At 42.7% G+C, this 17,879-nt stretch carries 16 protein-coding genes; 12 read left to right on the top strand and 4 right to left on the bottom strand.

Annotated features, from left to right (window positions below; genetic code table 11):
* Positions 1 to 52: 52 nt before the first annotated feature.
* From AC2FA3_RS13810 to AC2FA3_RS13800, 3 genes are all read left to right on the top strand, one after another.
* Positions 53 to 2,017 (top strand): alkaline phosphatase D family protein, encoded by a 1,965-nt coding sequence (locus AC2FA3_RS13810; RefSeq protein WP_490510082.1) that lies wholly within the window; start codon positions 53 to 55, stop codon positions 2,015 to 2,017.
* Between the two features lie 229 nt (positions 2,018 to 2,246).
* Positions 2,247 to 2,654: a PKD domain-containing protein gene (locus AC2FA3_RS13805; RefSeq protein ID WP_490510081.1), complete on the top strand. Its 408-nt coding sequence runs from the start codon at positions 2,247 to 2,249 to the stop codon at positions 2,652 to 2,654.
* Entirely contained in the window at positions 2,651 to 3,841 is a 1,191-nt protein-coding gene (locus AC2FA3_RS13800; protein ID WP_490510100.1) for an endonuclease/exonuclease/phosphatase family protein, read from the top strand. The genes AC2FA3_RS13805 and AC2FA3_RS13800 overlap by 4 nt, the downstream gene beginning before the upstream one ends.
* Before the next feature lie 77 nt (positions 3,842 to 3,918).
* Here AC2FA3_RS13800 and AC2FA3_RS13795 read toward each other — a convergent pair whose 3' ends face one another.
* Entirely contained in the window at positions 3,919 to 4,041 is a 123-nt protein-coding gene (locus AC2FA3_RS13795; RefSeq protein WP_490510079.1) for a hypothetical protein, read from the bottom strand.
* Positions 4,038 to 4,244, bottom strand: coding sequence for a transposase (locus AC2FA3_RS13790; protein WP_490510078.1), 207 nt, complete (start codon positions 4,242 to 4,244; stop codon positions 4,038 to 4,040). Before AC2FA3_RS13790 ends, AC2FA3_RS13795 begins: the two co-directional genes overlap by 4 nt.
* Before the next feature lie 492 nt (positions 4,245 to 4,736).
* Between AC2FA3_RS13790 and AC2FA3_RS13785 the strand changes: the two genes are divergently transcribed.
* The 4 genes from AC2FA3_RS13785 (at position 4,737) to AC2FA3_RS13770 (ending at position 8,933) form a co-directional block, all read left to right on the top strand.
* Positions 4,737 to 5,369, top strand: coding sequence for a hypothetical protein (locus AC2FA3_RS13785; RefSeq protein ID WP_296194071.1), 633 nt, complete (start codon positions 4,737 to 4,739; stop codon positions 5,367 to 5,369).
* Between the two features lie 127 nt (positions 5,370 to 5,496).
* Positions 5,497 to 7,071, top strand: a complete 1,575-nt coding sequence (locus AC2FA3_RS13780; protein ID WP_490510076.1) for a Dyp-type peroxidase — start codon at positions 5,497 to 5,499, stop codon at positions 7,069 to 7,071.
* A 61-nt stretch (positions 7,072 to 7,132) separates the two neighbouring features.
* Positions 7,133 to 8,281 carry a catalase family protein gene (locus AC2FA3_RS13775; RefSeq protein WP_490510075.1) on the top strand — a complete coding sequence of 383 codons (1,149 nt, stop codon included), beginning with the start codon at positions 7,133 to 7,135 and terminating at the stop codon, positions 8,279 to 8,281.
* Between the two features lie 229 nt (positions 8,282 to 8,510).
* Positions 8,511 to 8,933, top strand: a complete 423-nt coding sequence (locus AC2FA3_RS13770; RefSeq protein WP_490510099.1) for a transposase — start codon at positions 8,511 to 8,513, stop codon at positions 8,931 to 8,933.
* Between the two features lie 114 nt (positions 8,934 to 9,047).
* Here the strand turns inward: AC2FA3_RS13770 and AC2FA3_RS13765 are convergent, their stop codons facing one another.
* Positions 9,048 to 9,875: an IclR family transcriptional regulator gene (locus AC2FA3_RS13765; RefSeq protein ID WP_490510074.1), complete on the bottom strand. Its 828-nt coding sequence runs from the start codon at positions 9,873 to 9,875 to the stop codon at positions 9,048 to 9,050.
* Positions 9,876 to 10,050: 175 nt separating this feature from the next.
* Here AC2FA3_RS13765 and AC2FA3_RS13760 point away from each other — a divergent pair, with 175 nt between their 5' ends.
* Both AC2FA3_RS13760 and AC2FA3_RS13755 read left to right on the top strand, forming a co-directional pair.
* Positions 10,051 to 11,235 carry an acyl-CoA dehydrogenase gene (locus tag AC2FA3_RS13760; protein ID WP_490510072.1) on the top strand — a complete coding sequence of 395 codons (1,185 nt, stop codon included), beginning with the start codon at positions 10,051 to 10,053 and terminating at the stop codon, positions 11,233 to 11,235.
* A 273-nt stretch (positions 11,236 to 11,508) separates the two neighbouring features.
* A complete protein-coding gene (locus AC2FA3_RS13755; protein ID WP_490510071.1) occupies positions 11,509 to 12,708 on the top strand; it encodes a CaiB/BaiF CoA transferase family protein in 1,200 nt (399 codons plus the stop codon).
* Positions 12,709 to 12,771: 63 nt separating this feature from the next.
* Here the strand turns inward: AC2FA3_RS13755 and AC2FA3_RS13750 are convergent, their stop codons facing one another.
* Entirely contained in the window at positions 12,772 to 13,530 is a 759-nt protein-coding gene (locus tag AC2FA3_RS13750; protein WP_490510070.1) for an IclR family transcriptional regulator, read from the bottom strand.
* Positions 13,531 to 13,807: 277 nt separating this feature from the next.
* Here AC2FA3_RS13750 and AC2FA3_RS13745 point away from each other — a divergent pair, with 277 nt between their 5' ends.
* The 3 genes from AC2FA3_RS13745 to AC2FA3_RS13735 all read left to right on the top strand — a co-directional run bounded on the left by AC2FA3_RS13745 (position 13,808) and on the right by AC2FA3_RS13735 (position 17,831).
* Positions 13,808 to 15,280 carry an NAD-dependent succinate-semialdehyde dehydrogenase gene (locus AC2FA3_RS13745; protein ID WP_490510069.1) on the top strand — a complete coding sequence of 491 codons (1,473 nt, stop codon included), beginning with the start codon at positions 13,808 to 13,810 and terminating at the stop codon, positions 15,278 to 15,280.
* Between the two features lie 163 nt (positions 15,281 to 15,443).
* A complete protein-coding gene (gene gabT / locus AC2FA3_RS13740; RefSeq protein ID WP_490510068.1) occupies positions 15,444 to 16,748 on the top strand; it encodes a 4-aminobutyrate--2-oxoglutarate transaminase in 1,305 nt (434 codons plus the stop codon).
* Positions 16,749 to 17,003: 255 nt separating this feature from the next.
* Entirely contained in the window at positions 17,004 to 17,831 is an 828-nt protein-coding gene (locus AC2FA3_RS13735) for an APC family permease (protein ID WP_490510067.1), read from the top strand.
* The last annotated feature ends 48 nt before the right edge of the window (positions 17,832 to 17,879 follow it).

Raw genomic sequence — 17,879 nt, 5'->3', positions numbered from 1 at the left:
TCTCGTACCAACTTTAATCTGTCTCGATTGTAAATAAAGGTAAGGGTGAACCATGAATCAGCACAACAACAAGATGAAAAAAAATAAGACCGTAAAAGTAAATACCAAAAAAAATGCTGATGCAAATGGCGGTACAACAAAAGAAGTTATACATAATATTTTTGTGGATACATTAGAACAACCTACTAACCTACCTATTTCTAAATCCTCTACTAGTACCAACGCTTCTAACAAATGCCTCAACAAGACTCAAAATGCAACACGCCTAGATAGACGGCGATTTATCCAAGGTTTTGGCTACACACTGGGTGTGACAACGGTAGGAGCGACTGGTCTAGGATTAACAGGATGTGGTGATGACGCAAAAAATGGCAGTCACACCAATGATGAAGTTGCAAGCTTCATACATGGTGTTGCCAGTGGCGACCCTTTATCTGATCGCGTTATATTGTGGACACGAGTGACGCCCCAACAGACAGGTTCTCATCAATTTTTGGTTGAATGGGTTGTGGCGCGTGACGAGCAAATGAGCAATATGGTGGCGCAAGGTAAGGTAACGACGAGCGCTACAAATGACTATACTGTTAAAGTTGATGTGGATTCTCTAGAGCCTAATACCATTTATTACTACCAGTTTAGAGTAAACAAGACGTCCAGTCCTATTGGTCGAACTAAGACCTTGCCGGTTGGCAATGTTAATCACGCAAAAATGGCTGTATTTAGCTGTGCCAATTATCCAGCAGGGTTTTTTCATGTATATGCAGATGCAGCCAAACGCAATGATTTAGATGTTTGTATCCATTTAGGGGACTATATCTACGAATATGGACGTACCAGTACGGACTCCCAAGGAATGGTCATACCAGCGTATGCTTCGATAAACGCATCAGCTCTTAATCGTGAAGTAATGCCAGAGAAGGAAATCGTCGATATTAATGAATATCGCACTCGTTATGCCCAATATAGAACAGACCCAGATTTGCAAGCATTGCATGCTGCTGTGCCCATGATGGCTGTATGGGATGATCATGAATTAGCGAACGACACCTATGATGGCGGCGCTGAGAATCACCAACCTAATACTGAAGGAAGATGGGATGATCGTAAGCTGGCAGCTGTCACCGCTTATCATGAATGGATGCCAATACGTAATGAAGTACAGAGTGAAATCTATCGGCGCTTTGATTTTGGTGATTTAATAAGCCTACATATGTTAGATACACGTGTCATTGGGCGTGATGAACAACTTAATTATGCCAGTTTTATTAAAGTAGATGGTATTGGGAACCCGTATATCGATACAGATGCATTTGCATTGGCCACCAATGACCCCGAAAGACAATTGTTAGGATTAAGGCAAAGCAACTGGCTGGTTAGCCAATTACAACAATCAGCCGCAAAATGGCAGATACTTGGTCAACAAGTACTGATGGCACGCATGATGTTGCCTGCACCAGTCATTTTAAACCTTGCCAATCCAAATGCTGGGTTGGCAATTGATGATTATTTAGGATTGGTACAAAAAGCACAAACCATTCCAGAACAGCTAACTGTGCAAGAACAAATAATTTTGTCACAGCCTTTGGTTCCTTATAATCTCGACGCTTGGGACGGTTATGGTTCAGCGCGTGAGTGGCTACTAAATGCTGCCAAAAAATTAAATAAAAACCTAGTGGTATTGTCTGGCGACACCCACAATGCGTGGGCAAGCAACTTGACGAATAAGAATGGCGAGTCAGTCGGTGTCGAATTTGCGACCAGTTCCGTTAGCTCACCAGGTTTTGAAGAATACCTTCCTAATATTCCACCAGCGGCATTACAGTCGGTACTGACACAGTTGATTACTGATTTGAAATATATGAATCCGAATCAGCGTGGATATATGATTATCACTGCCACCCCCGAATCCTGTCAGTCAGAATGGGTGTTTGTCAGTGACATACTTAAACAGACTTATAGCAGTGAAGTGGGGCAAACGCTCAAAGTGGTTGCTGGTGAAAATAAGTTGAGTGACTAAGTAATGGTTCGCTTAAACATCAGTAGTCGTTAAAAACTGGTCAATTTTTAATAAATAGTGATATTGAGACAATTATAAAGTTATGTTGCGCACAGAAAGACACCGAATACTTGCAAGTTTCCTATCAAAATCAAAGAATACGCTAAGGGGAGCCTAGCTTTGTGCATGGTCATGATGGTTTGTTTAGACACTTTAATACTGGATTTTATCGCCATATAGGAAGATTTCTATGCTCATCTTTTCTGTAAAACCCCCTTTTTCTGCTACTGATTTCTCAGCCAAATACCGCTTGATGTCTTCTATGTGTCTGCTTCTATTATCTGCTTCCTTATCAGGCTGCAACGACGATAGCGACAGTTCAACAGATACGCCAAAGGATTTAGACAACCCCACTATAAAGGTAGATCAAAATATCCTTTATACAAAGCACAAATTAACATTTAGTACTGATGAAAAATCAGATGCTGCTCAAGAACTGCATTATGAATGGAGGTTTTTAGAAGGGGACAACACTATCATTAAGCGAGGCGATAGTGTTAGCCATATGTTCAGCACGCCAGGTGCTCATATGGTAGAACTCCTCACTACGAATGCTAAGGGAGACAAAAAACTCAACAAGAATTCGTCAATGTTCTGAATGCTACAAAGTATATTATACCGCCCAAAGCAGGAATTCGTGTTGCCACTTTTAATGCAGGTTTAGATGCAATTAGGGCTAACGGCCAACAGAAACCTGTGACTGCACAAGGGCTATTAAATGAGGCCTTGAGCGCTGGTGATAATCCACAAGCCAAAAAGATAGCTGAGATTATTCAGCGTACCAATCCTGATATATTATTACTAAATGAAATTGATGGTAATGATAATGCAGAAACAGTGAATACTTTTAACTCAGCTTACCTTCAAGTAGCACAAAATGGAACTTTACCCATCAATTACCCTTACATCTATACACCCACTTGTAATACCGGAATCGTTTCAGGTTACGACTTAAATAATAATGGTAAAACACAAGATGCTGACGATGCCTACGGATTTGGTAATTATCCAGGTCAATACTGTATGGCTATTTTTTCTAAATACCCAATTGATACTCAAAACATTCACACCTTTCAAAATTTTTTATGGAAAGATATGCCTAATGCCTTACAGCCATTGAATACTGATGGCAGTAGCTGGTACCAAGAAAAAGCATGGCAGAATTTCAGGTTATCCTCAAAAAATCATGTCGACGTGCCCATTTTAGTGGACAATCAAGTTTTGCATATTCTTGCTGCACATCCAACTCCACCAGTATTTGACAGTGAAGAAGATCGTAACGGACGACGTAACTTTGATGAAATAAGACTATGGACAGATTATATCAACTCAGCATCAAGCTATCTTTATGATGATAGTGGAAATAAAAACGTGATGCTGAGCTCGGCTACCCGCTTTATTATTTTGGGTGATTACAATGCCTCGGCTACCGAAGGTGATGCAACCACCGTTAATAAGGTGACCGCAATCAATCAGCTTTTAAAGTCGAAACATATCAACTCACTTTTATCAGAAGATACACCTGAAAACATGATCCCCAGTAGTCAAGGTGGCAAACAAAATGCACCAAATAATAAGAACGCAAGATATCATACTGCAAATTGGAAAATGAGAGCAGATTACGTCTTACCCTCAGCATATGGTTTCGATATTAACCAAACAGGTGTGTTTTGGCCTAATTATTCAGACAGTCTTTACTATTTGGTCAACACGACAGATAGCAGTGACTTTGAGAGCTCAGACCACCGTTTGGTTTGGACAGACGTATCAATGGTCATTAAATAGGAGGATTAATTACCAACTTAATTTTACTTATTAAAAGCCACTCGACGAGACCATCCCAGATTCTGTGTTACCGCCCTTTAGATTAAATGCTTACTGATACGGTCATCAAACATAATCATAAAGCGATTAATAGCAGACGTCCAGTTACGGATCGGCATCGACCACTTTTTGGATGCCTGCTGCGTTACTAAGTACATCACTTTGAATGCCGCCTAATCAGAGAAGGGAATATTTTACGCTTATTCACCGCCGTTCGAATCACACTGTTTAGTGACTCTATCGCATTAGTGGTATAAATCGCTTTTCTGATGTCTTTAGGGTAGTTAAAGAAAACCGTTAAGCCCTCCCAATTACTGCGCCAAGACTTGACCACATGCGAGTATTTATCCCGCCCATACCTCATCGAATTGCTCGAGATTGACCTCTGCTATCTCAAGCGTATCAACCCCATGGATGGCCTTTAAATCAGCCGCTAGGGCCTTATTATCCATTCATGTGGTAACCCTCCCAAACTTAAGACACCTAATAAATAGAATTAAGCTGGGCACAACATAAGTTTCTGCACCAAGGATGGATGGTAAATTATCTACCTAAACTGTTTCCTGACATGGGCTATATCGATTTTATAAAGACTTAACTATAAAACAATCAATATAAATTTGAAATTTTGTTCAAGATTTAAATGAGGTTGACGTTTACTCTCTGTTTAATTTTGTGTAAATAAGTTGCTCCGCTTCGAGATTTTTATCATGTCTGTTATGGTAAAAACCAATAAGTTGATAGCGAATCGACAACTTATTTTTATAAATATATTTTGTACAAGGTATCTTTTTAGAAGATATCTTTCTATAAGGCGTTTCCAAATTATAACAACATAATTATAAGGGTGAATATTATGAGTACTGATTCTAAAAACAATAATGCTAAAAAAAAGAAAAAACCTGTTATCGATAATTCTGAAGATCTAAAAGACAAAATCACTGAGTCTATCGATGCTTTTAAGCTGCGTGCCAATCTTCTGATGGCCAATATAAAAGAAGGCGGGGATGATGGCTACGATCATTCAACGACCACTGCCGGTGAGAAAGGGCTTAAATCAGGTAAGGTTTCAGAGTTAACGGTCATCGCACCTCTAAAAGAAGGCGGTGCAGAGCGTCTAAAGGAGATTTTAAAAATCGCTGGCGGCAATCTAAAAGGTGCCACGCGGGTTGGGACGTTGCACGATTTGCGCTTTGTATTTTTAGATGACGATACTAGAGTGCTATTTTGTACCGCTTATGATGGCGATTGGGACCCTTATATCGACGACTTTGCGACCAAAATCCCTGAGCTAATGGATATCTTATTTGGCAGCGTTGAAGGTTGGCCCGGCATTAAAGACCCTAGTGTCAAACAGTTCATTCTAGATCATCAAATCACTGCCGCCGGTTGGTATGTGGGTATCCCGCATCTTACAATTCAAGATATTCGCCGCCAAGACCGCATCGTCAAAGGCATTAATAAAGCGTTGGATGAAGCACAATCTTAATGCGGGTAGTGAAGCGGTAAGATATTACTAATTTATGCCATTCTTTTATATCACCATTTTTAAATGGGCTGGACGATGTAAAAGAATGGCAAAGTAAACTCATAAAATGATAAGAATAGGTTTAATAATGAGTAAAAATACTGGAAATAATAATAAAAATGATAGTACCTCAAAAGACAATCATCCTTTAACCACCAAATTACACGAATTGAAAGACGAGTTCGGCAATCGTATCGAAGACAGCAATTTTGAATCTTGGTTAGCAGATATTAAAAAAGAAGTCGGCGATGGTATCGAGACACTAGCCCATAAAGCACGCGGCGTCTTTAATCCAAACAAAGTCACTATGCAATTAGAGGATATTCAATCTATTATTTTACGCGATCGACCGACGCCTTATTTCGGCACGGTCGTCGCCCTAAAGATTAACAATGCGCAAGTCGGGCGGCAACTACTCAAAACCGTTTTGACAGACGTGACTTGCAGTAAGGCGTGGCATAAAGACATGCAGGCGACGCTATCTATTGTCATGACTTACCAGGGCTTGGAGGCGCTAGGCGTTCCACAGTCGTCATTAGATAGTTTTCCAGAATCCTTTAAAGCAGGTATGGCAGGACGCGCTGATAAATTACGTGATGCTGGCGTCAATGCACCAGGAAATTGGGTTGCTCCTTTTGGTGAACAGGGCGATATCCATGTTTGCGCGGCGATTATTGCTGATAGCAAAGAAAAGTGGCAAATAAAGCTGAAGGAGCTGCAAGACAATATCAAGTCATATATCGATGAGAATAATCCAGCAAAAGGCGATATTGAAATTCTCATGGAGCATGCTTTCGGTTCAGACAATAATGTCAAAAATGTCTTTGGTTATCGTGATGGTATCAGTAATCCAGAGATTAAAGGCAGCGGTATTCAGACACCGTCCAGTAATACAGATGATGCCATTGCAGCAGGGGAGTTTGTATTAGGTTATGAAGGCGAGGCGGGTACGATAGCACCAATACCGCAGCCAGAAGTCTTGGGAAAAAACGGCTCGTTTATGGTATTGAGGGCTTATAACAGTCATGTGGCCGCCTTTAATAAATTCCTAAAAGACAATAGCGCAAACGCTGAAGAAGCTGAGTTACTAGGTGCCAAGATGTGGGGACGTTGGCGTTCAGGTGCGCCTTTAGTCTTGTCTCCTGAGCATGATGACCAAACGCTTGGTGATGATCCAAGCCGTAATAATGATTTCGGTTATAAAGATGACCCTTATGGTAAAAAATGTCCATTTGGCGCGCATGCTAGGCGTATGAATCCAAGAGACAGCAAAGACTTTATTTTATCTGATGTGCGTTTGCATCGTATCGTTAGACGCAGCGTTGGTTTTGGTGAGGCATTGTCACCCGATGTAACTGAGGATGATGGCAAAGAGCGCGGGCTATTTTTTATTGGTATCAACGCCCATGCTATGGAGACCGTTGAGTTTTTGCAATCGCAATGGATCAATGATGGTAATTTTATGAGCTTGGGAGAAGAGAAAGATCCGATGCTTGGTGTGCATCACGGCGATAAAGATGCTGCTGCCGATACCTTTACCGTACCTGCTGACCCTATTCGTCAGCGCTATCACGGTATCGAAACCTTTAATACCTTGTACGGCGGTGAGTATTTATTTATCCCAAGCTTATCGGCATTAAAATGGATTAGTGAATTGTCTTAAAAGTTTAAAAATACCGTTTCATTTACAAGAATAGCTATTTATAAAAAAGGACTGCAAAATCATGTTAAAAAAATTATTCAAAACTAAATATGTGCCTTATGATGCAAAATATATTCAACTGAGCGCAGAAGACGAACGTAATATCCGCACCATTACCGACGATATTAAAAACTATATCGCTCGAAGTGATAAAGCCAGCAACATCGATTATCATACGCGCGATGCTCATGCCAAAGGCTACTGCGCCCTTAAAGCCAAGTTTGAGATATTAGACAATCTGCCTGCTGAATACGCGCAAGGTTTTTATGCCAAATCAGGCATTCATGATGCCGTTATCCGTTTTTCTAATGGTGCCTCGCGTGTTTCGCCTGATCGTAAGCTTGGCTTAGCGCAAGGTTTAGCGATTAAGGTCTTTGATGTAGCAGGTAAAAAACTCGCGCCAGGCGAAGAAGACAGCACTAACTTTGATTTTAATTTGATCAATCATCCGGTGTTTTTCTGTAATCGAATCGAAGATTATGCTTATATCTCTAAGCTGTTTTTAGAGCTACCAAAATACACTGAAAAAGGCGGAAGAGGTAAAGCGCAATTGGCTTTTAATTGGTTAACCAACTATGGCTCAAGGTTACCGACTAGAGAATCTTTTAAAACCTTTAAAGCAGTTGGTGGATTTACAACGATTGAGCCAAAAAATACCTTACTTTATGATTTCCATTCACAAGGCGTGGTGCGTCATGGCGACTATATGGCGAAGATAAGAGTCACGCCAACCAAAGCAGCGGCTAAGAAAATTACCCGTCGTGAGCTTGATGTAAATGCACGCGAGGAAGCTGTTCGCCCGCTGATTATCGATGAAATACGCGAGCATGATTATCAGTTTGATGTCCAGATTCAGCTTTGTCGTGATTTAAAAAAGCAGCCAATTGAAGAGATAACCACCGAATGGAAAGAGTCTGATGCGCCATTTGTGACGGTAGCAACGTTGACGATTCCTTGCCAAGATGTGCCTGATGACGGTCATTTTGATATTATGGAAAACTTGTCTTTTACGCCATTTCGTTGCTTAGAGGAAAACCGTCCGATTGGTAATTTGCAACAGTCGCGTCTAAAAGCATATCAAATAGCGTCGCAGACTCGTCATAAACTGAATGACGTTAAACGCCGCGAGCCTAAGAGCTTAAAAGAAACCTTTGATAAGTCATTCTTTTAACTATGTTTAAATTGAACCGCCCGACTATATCGGAGAGCGTTTTACTTGAGTCAGGCAGCAATGCCTGACCGAATCAAATTATCATAATACCTCTTTTCAAATTCAAAAGGTGTCATATAACCAATTGTGCTATGCAATCATATTTTATTAAACCAATCAGCCATGGCCCCTGTCGTCAAATCCGTATAATTAAACTTGGGAGATTTTAGTTACGTAGCAAGGCTATCCCATCGTATATACGGAAGAAAGTGGCTTTGAGGCTGAAACTATTCGTTCTTACGGCTATGCGCCGATAGGTAAGCCTTGTATTGATCGCTACAACTGGCAAGCTTCAAGACGTACTAATGTTATCGGTGCTCTGTATGAAAAGATGCTGTTTGCGCTGGACTATTTTGAACAGAATATCAATGGCAATATATTTTATGACTGGAGCAAGTTTAAGCTTATTCTAAGTCTTAAAACTAAATGCGTGATCGTTATGGATATGAGCGAGGATAAAGCAAAGCACTGCTTTGCCCGAGCGAAAGCTGAGAGCTGTGCTCGAATGATTCGCTTTCATAAGCATATTCAAAAAACCCTGAACAGGCACGGCCATCGTATTCTATGGCTCCCACCCTACAGTCCTGATCTAAATCTCATCGAGAAAAAATAGGCACAGGCTAAGTTTCTAAGCCAAGGCTGAATGGAGAATAATCTGCCTAAACTATTTCATGACATAGGCTATATCGATTTTATAAAGACATAACTATAGATTAAAGTAGTCTCTCTAAACGCCATTACCAATCTGCTGCGCTAACATTTGTAGCTTTGGTACAATCATCGTCTTATATTCTTCTGCTTCCCAATTAGCGCGAGGCACACTGGCATTAAGCGAATAAGCATACTGCCCAGTGGCAACATCAAAGACACCAACGGCTACTGCCAATATATCCGTAGAAAAATCACCATCTGATACCGTATAGCCATGCAATCTATAATGCTCTGCAGCGTCAGATAGAGCAGACTGCGCATGGTTATAATCTTCTGTAGATAAGTGCTCTTGTAAATTATTACGAATTGAAGCCTGTCTCGCTGGCGAGCTAGCTGCATAAAAAGCGCGTCCAATAGCCGTTCGTGTGACAGGTACCGCTGAGCCAACTTGCAAATTGACTGATAGGCGAGCAGGGCTACGACAGCAAGCGTGATAGCGCATTTCTCCTTCGACCTCAGTTGCCAAATTTACTGATACTTCATTTCTACTGGCAAACTGTCTTAGTAACGGCTCAGCTGCCGCGACCATATCATGACGACTCCATGCAGTCGCGCTGAGTCGCACCGCGCTACTGCCCAATTGATACTGTCCGTGCTCGGTTACGCGTAAAAAACCAAGTGTCATCAAAGTATGAATAAGCCGAGTGATAGTCGCTTTTGGCAAATTAGTCATTTGACACAATTGCTGATGACTAAGCTGCTGATGCTGCTCAAACGCCGCTAACAAAGTCAGTCCACGGCCTAAGGCAGTCACAAACTGTCTATCGTTATCTTCCTTACTTTGTGCAAGGACTTTATTGATTCGACCCAGTAACGGGAGAGCCGCTGATACGTTTTTTGTCATTTTGCACTCATTTTCTTTGATAAAGGTTTACAGCGCCGTAAAACTTTGCTTAAATAGATTTAAATTATGAAACTAAGTTTCGCACAGCGGAATTAGCAAGTCAATACTCTATGAAGTAAATTTACTCATTAATCACTACTCGTCGGTCAGGATGACTGACATCAAGGAGATCCACATGGCAACATCTACGCGTCCAAGTTTTGACTGGGAAGATTCTTTTTTATTGCGCGATCAGTTGACGGATGAAGAGCGCATGGTAACGGACAGCGCGCGCCAGTTTTTTCAAAAAGAGCTGATGCCTGGCATCGTTGAAGCCAATCGTCATGAGAATTTTGACCGTAATATCATGCGTCAAATGGGTGAGATGGGTTTGCTTGGCGTCACGATTGAAGGTTACGGCTGTGCGGGTTTATCTAGTGTTGCTTATGGTTTGATTGCCAAAGAAGTAGAAGCCGTTGACTCAGGCTATCGTTCAGCGATGAGTGTGCAATCAAGCTTAGTGATGCATCCTATCCATGCATACGGTACTGAAGAGCAAAGAGAGAGATATTTGCCTAAGCTTGCTAGTGGCGAATATGTTGGCTGTTTTGGTCTGACTGAGCCGGATTCGGGGTCAGATCCAGCCTCGATGTCGACCCGTGCACGCGCGGTTGATGGCGGTTATGAGCTGACGGGTAATAAAATGTGGATTACCAACAGCCCTATCGCTGATGTGTTTGTCGTTTGGGCAAAGGACGATGCCGGTGAGATTCGCGGTTTTGTTTTAGACAAAGGTATGAAAGGGTTATCAGCACCAAAAATTGAAGGCAAGTTTTCACTACGTGCTTCAGTTACCGGTGAAATCGTTATGGACAAGGTATTTGTTCCTGAAGCCAATGCTTTTCCAGATATTCGTGGTCTAAAAGGCCCATTTGGTTGCTTAAATAAAGCCCGTTACGGTATCGCATGGGGTGCAATGGGTGCGGCTGAGTTCTGCTGGAAAGCTGCCCGTCAGTATACGCTAGACCGTAAGCAATTTGGTCGTCCGCTAGCTGCGACGCAGTTGGTACAGTTGAAGCTTGCCAATATGCAAACAGAAATCACGTTGGGTCTGCAAGCAGCGCTACGTGTTGGTCGACTGATGGATGAAAACAATGCCGCTCCCGAGATGATCTCACTTATTAAACGTAATAACTGCGGTAAAGCGTTAGATATTGCACGTATTGCTCGTGATATGCACGGCGGCAATGGTATCTCTGATGAGTTCCACATTATCCGTCATGTGATGAACCTAGAGGCAGTAAACACCTATGAAGGGACGCACGATATTCACGCGCTCATCTTAGGTCGCGCGCAGACAGGGATTCAAGCGTTTTATTAATTAATGGTTGTTAGGTAATAAGTGCTGGCTAGTTTTTAGACCATTAACGTACGTTACTGTTTGGCTTTTTCATAAGCTGTTATAAACAGGAGCGTACGCTTCTGAGTTTTTGTTAATTATTTTTATCCATCGTTGTTATGCATCATTTATTTAGCAGTGCCTGTTCTTAAAAGGTATTAAGGCATTGAAGAAAAGACAGTAAAAGCTAAATGATACATAGTAATTTTTTATCAAATCTTTATCAAAGAATAAGTGACATAATAAGGGAAGATTATGACTGATATGGCAAAAGGCGCATTACACGGTATTAAGGTGCTCGACTTATCGAGAGTATTGGCCGGTCCTTCTTGTACCCAAGTACTTGCAGATTTGGGCGCTGAAGTCATCAAGGTTGAGCGTCCGCATATTGGCGATGAGACGCGTCATTGGGCACCGCCAAAATTCAGCGATGACACCTCCGCTTATTACGCCACCATTAACCGCAATAAAAAATCCCTTACTGTCGATATCACTACCCCTGCAGGGCAAACCATTATCAAGCAACTTATCGCTAGGAGCGATATTGTGGTTGAGAACTTTAAGGTTGGTGGTCTTAAGAAGTACGGCTTAGATTATGACAGTCTGAAACAAGAAAATCCGCGCCTGATTTATGCCTCATTGACGGGCTTTGGTCAGACAGGACCAGATGCCAAGCGTCCCGGTTATGACTATATTATTCAGGGTTTATCAGGCTTGATGAGTATTACGGGTCCGAGTGATGGCGAACCGCATAAGGTTGGCGTGGCAGTGGTCGATTTGTTTGCAGGTTTGCAGCTGACCATTGGTATTCAAGCGGCATTATTAGCGCGTCAAAATACTGGTCTTGGGCAGCATGTCGATGTGGCATTGCTTGATAGCGCGCTTGCGATGTTAGCTAACGTCGGTATGAATTATTTGGCATCCGACAAAGTCCCGCCAAGACTGGGTAATCAACATCCCAATATCGTGCCTTATCAAGTATTTGCAGCAGCAGGAGAAGAGCACTTTATTTTAGCTTGTGGTAATGACAGTCAGTTCGCCAAGCTTTGTAATATGTTGGGCGTTGATTGGCATAGCGACAGCCGTTTTGCGACCAATCCACAACGCGTTGCCAATCGTGAGCTACTTTGTGATGAATTGACTAAGCAATTTGCCGAGCAACCTCGCACCTATTGGTTAGAGGTGTTGGATAAAGCGGGTATTCCTTGTGGGGCGATTCATAATATCGCTGAGGCATTAGCGATGCCACAAACGTTGGCACGTGAGATGGTGGTTGATTTTGCCGATCAAGGCAGTCCGGTAAGAGCGCTTGGTAGTCCGATTAAATTATCTGCATCACCGGTCACTTATCGTACGCCGCCACCGCGCTTGAGCGAACATACCGATAGCACGCTTGCTAATTTGGGCTATGACAGTGAGATGATAGCCAAGCTTAAAGCAGATGGGATTGTTTAAGCTGGTTTTTCGCCAAAGGTAATGAGGCGCGAGCATTGAATAATATCAACGTTATGCTCAATGCTACGCCTTAAAACCTAAACGCTGCTCAATTTGTTCTGCCAATTCAATCAGGACAGCACTGACCTCAGCTCGTTTAGACTCATACTCTGCTTGTAAAAAGCTGACTGCCATACCTGCTACGGCATTTCCTGACGCATTACGAATATAAGTGCCTAAGCAATACATACCTTCGCGCAGTTGCCCATCGTCAAGGGAGATGCGACTGTTTTGAATAGCCGCCAGCTCGGTGGATAAGTCATTAAAGTTATCGACACCATGCTGGGTAATAGGCGTAGGGAAACCGCTGGCATAGATGGATTTTATACTTTCCATAGAAAAGGTAGAAAGCATGGCTTTACCGGTAGCAGAAAATACTGCTGGAACGCGAACACCAGCACGGAAAGTAAAGCCAAGCGGAGCCGGCGCTTCATGACAGGCCAAAAATACTACTTCACCTAAATCTAGTTTAGATAAAGTCACCGTATGCTGCAAAAGAATCGGGTACTGGACAATAAGGTCTTTAAATAACTGGATAACGCTTTGCTGCTGCTCATATTTGCCTGCCCAGTACATCAGGTAAGAGCCTAGATAAAAGCGGTTGTCGCTGTCTTTATAGATGACATGTTTGGCTAATAAACTTTGCAAAATATTGTGGGTTGAGCTACGTGGCAGATTAAGCGCTTTGGCAATATGCGCCGCCGTTAAAGGTTGGGCGCTGTCAGTTATCAAATCTAAAATCTGAAAAGTTTTGTCCAAAGCAGGAACGGCGGTAGTGCTCATAAGGAACCTATAGAAGTCGATAAAATTGAAAAATTATCAAAATAAAATGTTAAATCAGCACAAAATTGATAATAGGGGTTGCAAATAGGAGATTATCATTCTTATAATGATGTCTCATATATAGAATAGATGTTCAGTATATTGAACAAATAATAAGTTATCAATAAATATTTAAGCAATAACCTTTATTTTTAGTTGTTTTTATTTTTAGCCATTCGTTTATCGCTATAAATCTGCAAACCCTATTTTCATAATAACGCTGACAAGGAGTATCAACATGTCACAACTGCCACATACGTTACCGCTATCAAACCCAGACCTACTCAAACAGCAGTGCTACATCAAAGATGGCTGGCATGGTGCTAGTGATGACGCGACTATTGACGTCAGCAATCCTTTTAACGGCGAGATTATCGGTAGCGTGCCAAGCCTGACGACCGACGATGTCAACGATTCGGTTGCGGCTTCTCATGAAGCACAAATCACGTGGGCGGCCAAAACCCCAAAAGAGCGCGCTGAACTACTACAAAAGTGGGCAGATCTTATCGATGCCAATAAAGAAGATTTGGCCATCATCATGACCGCCGAGCAAGGTAAACCTTTAACCGAGTCACGCGGGGAAGTTGGCTATGCCAATAGCTTTATCCGCTGGTTTGCTGAAGAAGGCAAGCGTGTTTACGGCGATGTTATCCCTGCCAATCAAGCACAGCTGCGCCATGTCATCCTAAAACAGCCTGTTGGTGTTTGCGCGGCTATCACGCCTTGGAATTTTCCTGCAGCGATGATTACCCGTAAAGCCGCACCTGCACTAGCAGCGGGCTGTACCATGATTATCAAACCTGCAACCGAAACGCCATTTTCTGCCTTGGCACTGGTTGCATTGGCTGAGCAAGCGGGTATTCCAGCAGGCGTCATCCAAGTAGTAACGGGCAAATCATCAGTCATCGGTGATATCCTGACCGGCGATGCCCGCATTCATAAATTATCATTCACCGGCTCTACCGAAGTCGGTCGTACCTTGATGGCTCAATGCGCCCCAACCATCAAAAAACTGTCATTAGAGCTAGGCGGCAATGCGCCATTTATCGTCTTTGATGATGCCGATCTTGAAAAAGCTGCTGAAGGCTTAATCGCTTCTAAATATCGTAACGCGGGTCAAACTTGTGTTTGCGCCAACCGTGTCTATGTGCAAGACAGTATCAAAGACAAATTCCTAGACGTATTTGTGAAAAAAGTCGCTGAGCTGAATGTCGGTAACGGCATGGATGAAGGCGTTGATATTGGCCCATTGATTAACAAAAAAGCCTTGGAAAAAGTGCAAGCCCTGCTAAAAGACGCCTTAGATAAAGGCGCAACCCTTATTACGGGCGGCAGCACCAATGGCGCGTCAGAGCTGACTTATAATCCTACGGTGATTACCGATATCAGTAGTGACATGGATATCGCCCACGAAGAAATCTTTGGTCCTATCGCGACCATCTTTACCTTTAAAGATGAAGCCGACGTGATTCGTCAAGCTAACGATACTATTTATGGGTTGGCTGCTTACTTCTACAGTGGTAGCTACGCACGCTCATGGCGCGTTACTGAAGGTCTTGAATACGGCATCATCGGTCATAATACCGGTCTTATTTCTACCGAAGTTGCACCATTTGGCGGCGTCAAGCAGTCAGGATTTGGTCGTGAAGGCTCAAAATACGGCATCGAAGAATATGTCGTGACCAAGTATTGGTGCTCTGATGTCAGCTAAGCTCTGATTTATATTTTAAATTTTTATATAAATATCATTTTTAATAGTCACACAGCATGAAACGGGATTCAGCTCCATGAATCCCCAATATTACTAAACCTTATTCTATAAACCGCCATCACATCACTGGCATCTACGTAAAAAGAAAGAAAAGGATATTCTTATGACTACCAATCAATCACTACTTGCACGCCGTAAAGCTGTATTACCAACCGGACTGGGTGTCGCTTTTCCTATCTTCGCAGAAAAAGCAAAAAACTCAGAAGTTTGGGATATTGAAGGCAATCGTTATATCGACTTCGTTGGTGGCATCTCAGTACTAAATACCGGTCACAGCCATCCAAAAATCACTCAGCGTGTACATGAGCAGCTAGACAAGTTTACCCATACTGCCGCGCAAATGATTAACTATGAATGCTATGTTGAGCTTGCTGAAAAGCTTTGCCAAAAAGCCCCTATCAGCGGTGATACCAAAGCCTTCTTTTTGACCACTGGTGCAGAAGCAGTTGAAAACTGTATCAAAATTGCTCGTGCAAAAACCGGTCGTCCGGGTGTGATTTCTTTCGTTGGCGGTTGGCATGGTCGCACGCTTATGTGCATGAGCCTGACGGGTAAAGTATTGCCTTACAAAAAGAACTTTGGTCCGATGCCAGGTCCTGTATTTCATGCGCTATTCCCAGCTGAAGAGCTAAATGTCACTGAAGCACAAGCATTGCATAGCCTTGAGATGATTTTCCAAGCGGATATCGACCCAAGCGAAGTGGCGGCGATGATTATCGAGCCAGTACAAGGCGAGGGCGGTTTCCATCAAGTTACCCCCTCATTTGCTAAGTCTCTACGCGATATCTGTGATGAGCATGGCATTGTACTGATTTTTGATGAAGTACAGTGTGGTTTTGCCCGTACGGGTACGTTGTTTGCGTCTGAGCAATTGGGTGTTGAGCCGGATCTAATGACCAGTGCCAAGAGTTTGGCGGGTGGTTATCCTATCTCTGCCGTGATCGGTCGCGCGGATATTATGGATGCGCCGCAAGTCGGTGGGTTGGGTGGTACTTATGCTGGTAACCCACTGGCTTGTGTGGCAGCTTTAGCCGTCATGGAAGTTATCGAAGAAGAAAACCTACTTGAGCGCAGTATTGAGATTGGCGACAAAATTGAAGCTTTCTTAAAGGATTTAAACTTAAGCAGCATCGGTCATATTCGACATAAAGGCGCCATGCTAGCGTTTGAGCTAATCGATAGCGAAGGCAAGCCGGATGTTGAAGCAACAGCTAATTTAAAAGCCAAAGCCTTTGAACAAGGATTGCTGCTTGCGTCTTGCGGTATGTATGGTAACGCTATTCGTGTGATGGTGCCTTTAACGGTCGAAGATGAAGTGCTACAAGAAGGCTTAGATATTATAAAAGACATATTAGTAGCCAAGAACTCTAATCAGCCTATTAGTGTTACTGGACTGCTTAAGTGTTAATTAATGATTAATAAGAACATTAAAAAGACGCTCTCAGGCTCTCTATTCTGAGTAAAAGATTTACAACGGCGCCTTGTAATATAAGACGCCGTTTTTGTTTCTGCTATCTATACTTTAGGCGAGCCTTTAGGAAATTCGATCAAAATTATCAATTGACAGTACGGAAAGATGAAGATGATGGGTACTACCCTGCTAAACAAAAAATAGTGAATCACAAAGGATTGACATGGATGATACACGGACAAGGAGGAAGTTATGTCTGAGCTAAAAAAAACGCTAGGTATGTTTGATATTATTGCCTTAGCATTCGGTGCTATGGTCGGTTGGGGCTGGGTAGTTCTGGCGGGTGATTGGATTCTCTCGGCAGGAACATGGGGCGCGATGTTAGCGTTCATGGTTGGTGGCCTAGCTGTTATTATGATAGGGGTCAATTATGCTGAATTGGCCTCGTCGATGCCGGTTACTGGCGGTGAACATACTTATACCCATCGTGCTTTAGGGGTCACAGTTTCCTTTATTTGCTCATGGAGTATTTTATTTGGTTACTTCTCAGTTGTGGCTTTCGAAGCTGTAGCATTGCCTACGGTGGTTGAATATTTTATTCCCAATTATAACCAAGGTTATCTATGGACCATCGCTGGGTGGGATGTTTATGCTACTTGGGTTGGGGTAGGTATGCTTGGCTCAGTGATTGTCACCTGGCTCAATATTCGTGGTATGGAAGTCAGCGCTTGGTTTCAGAAAACAGCAGTATTGGGTATCTTGTTTGTCGGTACTTTGCTATTTATTGGGGCAGTGCTCTATAATCCTGCGACGTCGACAGCCGTACAAGCGCCAGCATTTATCGGTGGGATCGGTGGCATGATGACGGTTATTGTTATGGTTCCTTTTATGTTCGTAGGCTTTGATGTTATTCCGCAAGCAGCAGAAGAGATCGATCTTACCCGTCCTAATATTGGTAAATTCTTGATTATCTCGATTGTTATAGCAGTGATGTGGTATGTCGGTGTGGCATGGAGCGTCGGTCGAACCTTGCCGCTGCTAGAAGCACAAGTGAACCGCCCCGACTTTATCGGAGAGTGATTTACTTGAGTCAGGCAGCAATGCCTGACAGGGTTAAATTATCATAAT

Source organism: Janibacter sp. CoH_79_TC_3 (assembly GCF_058197955.1).
The sequence above is the reverse complement of the archived record's forward strand: the minus strand, read 5'-3'. Positions and strand labels throughout refer to the sequence as shown.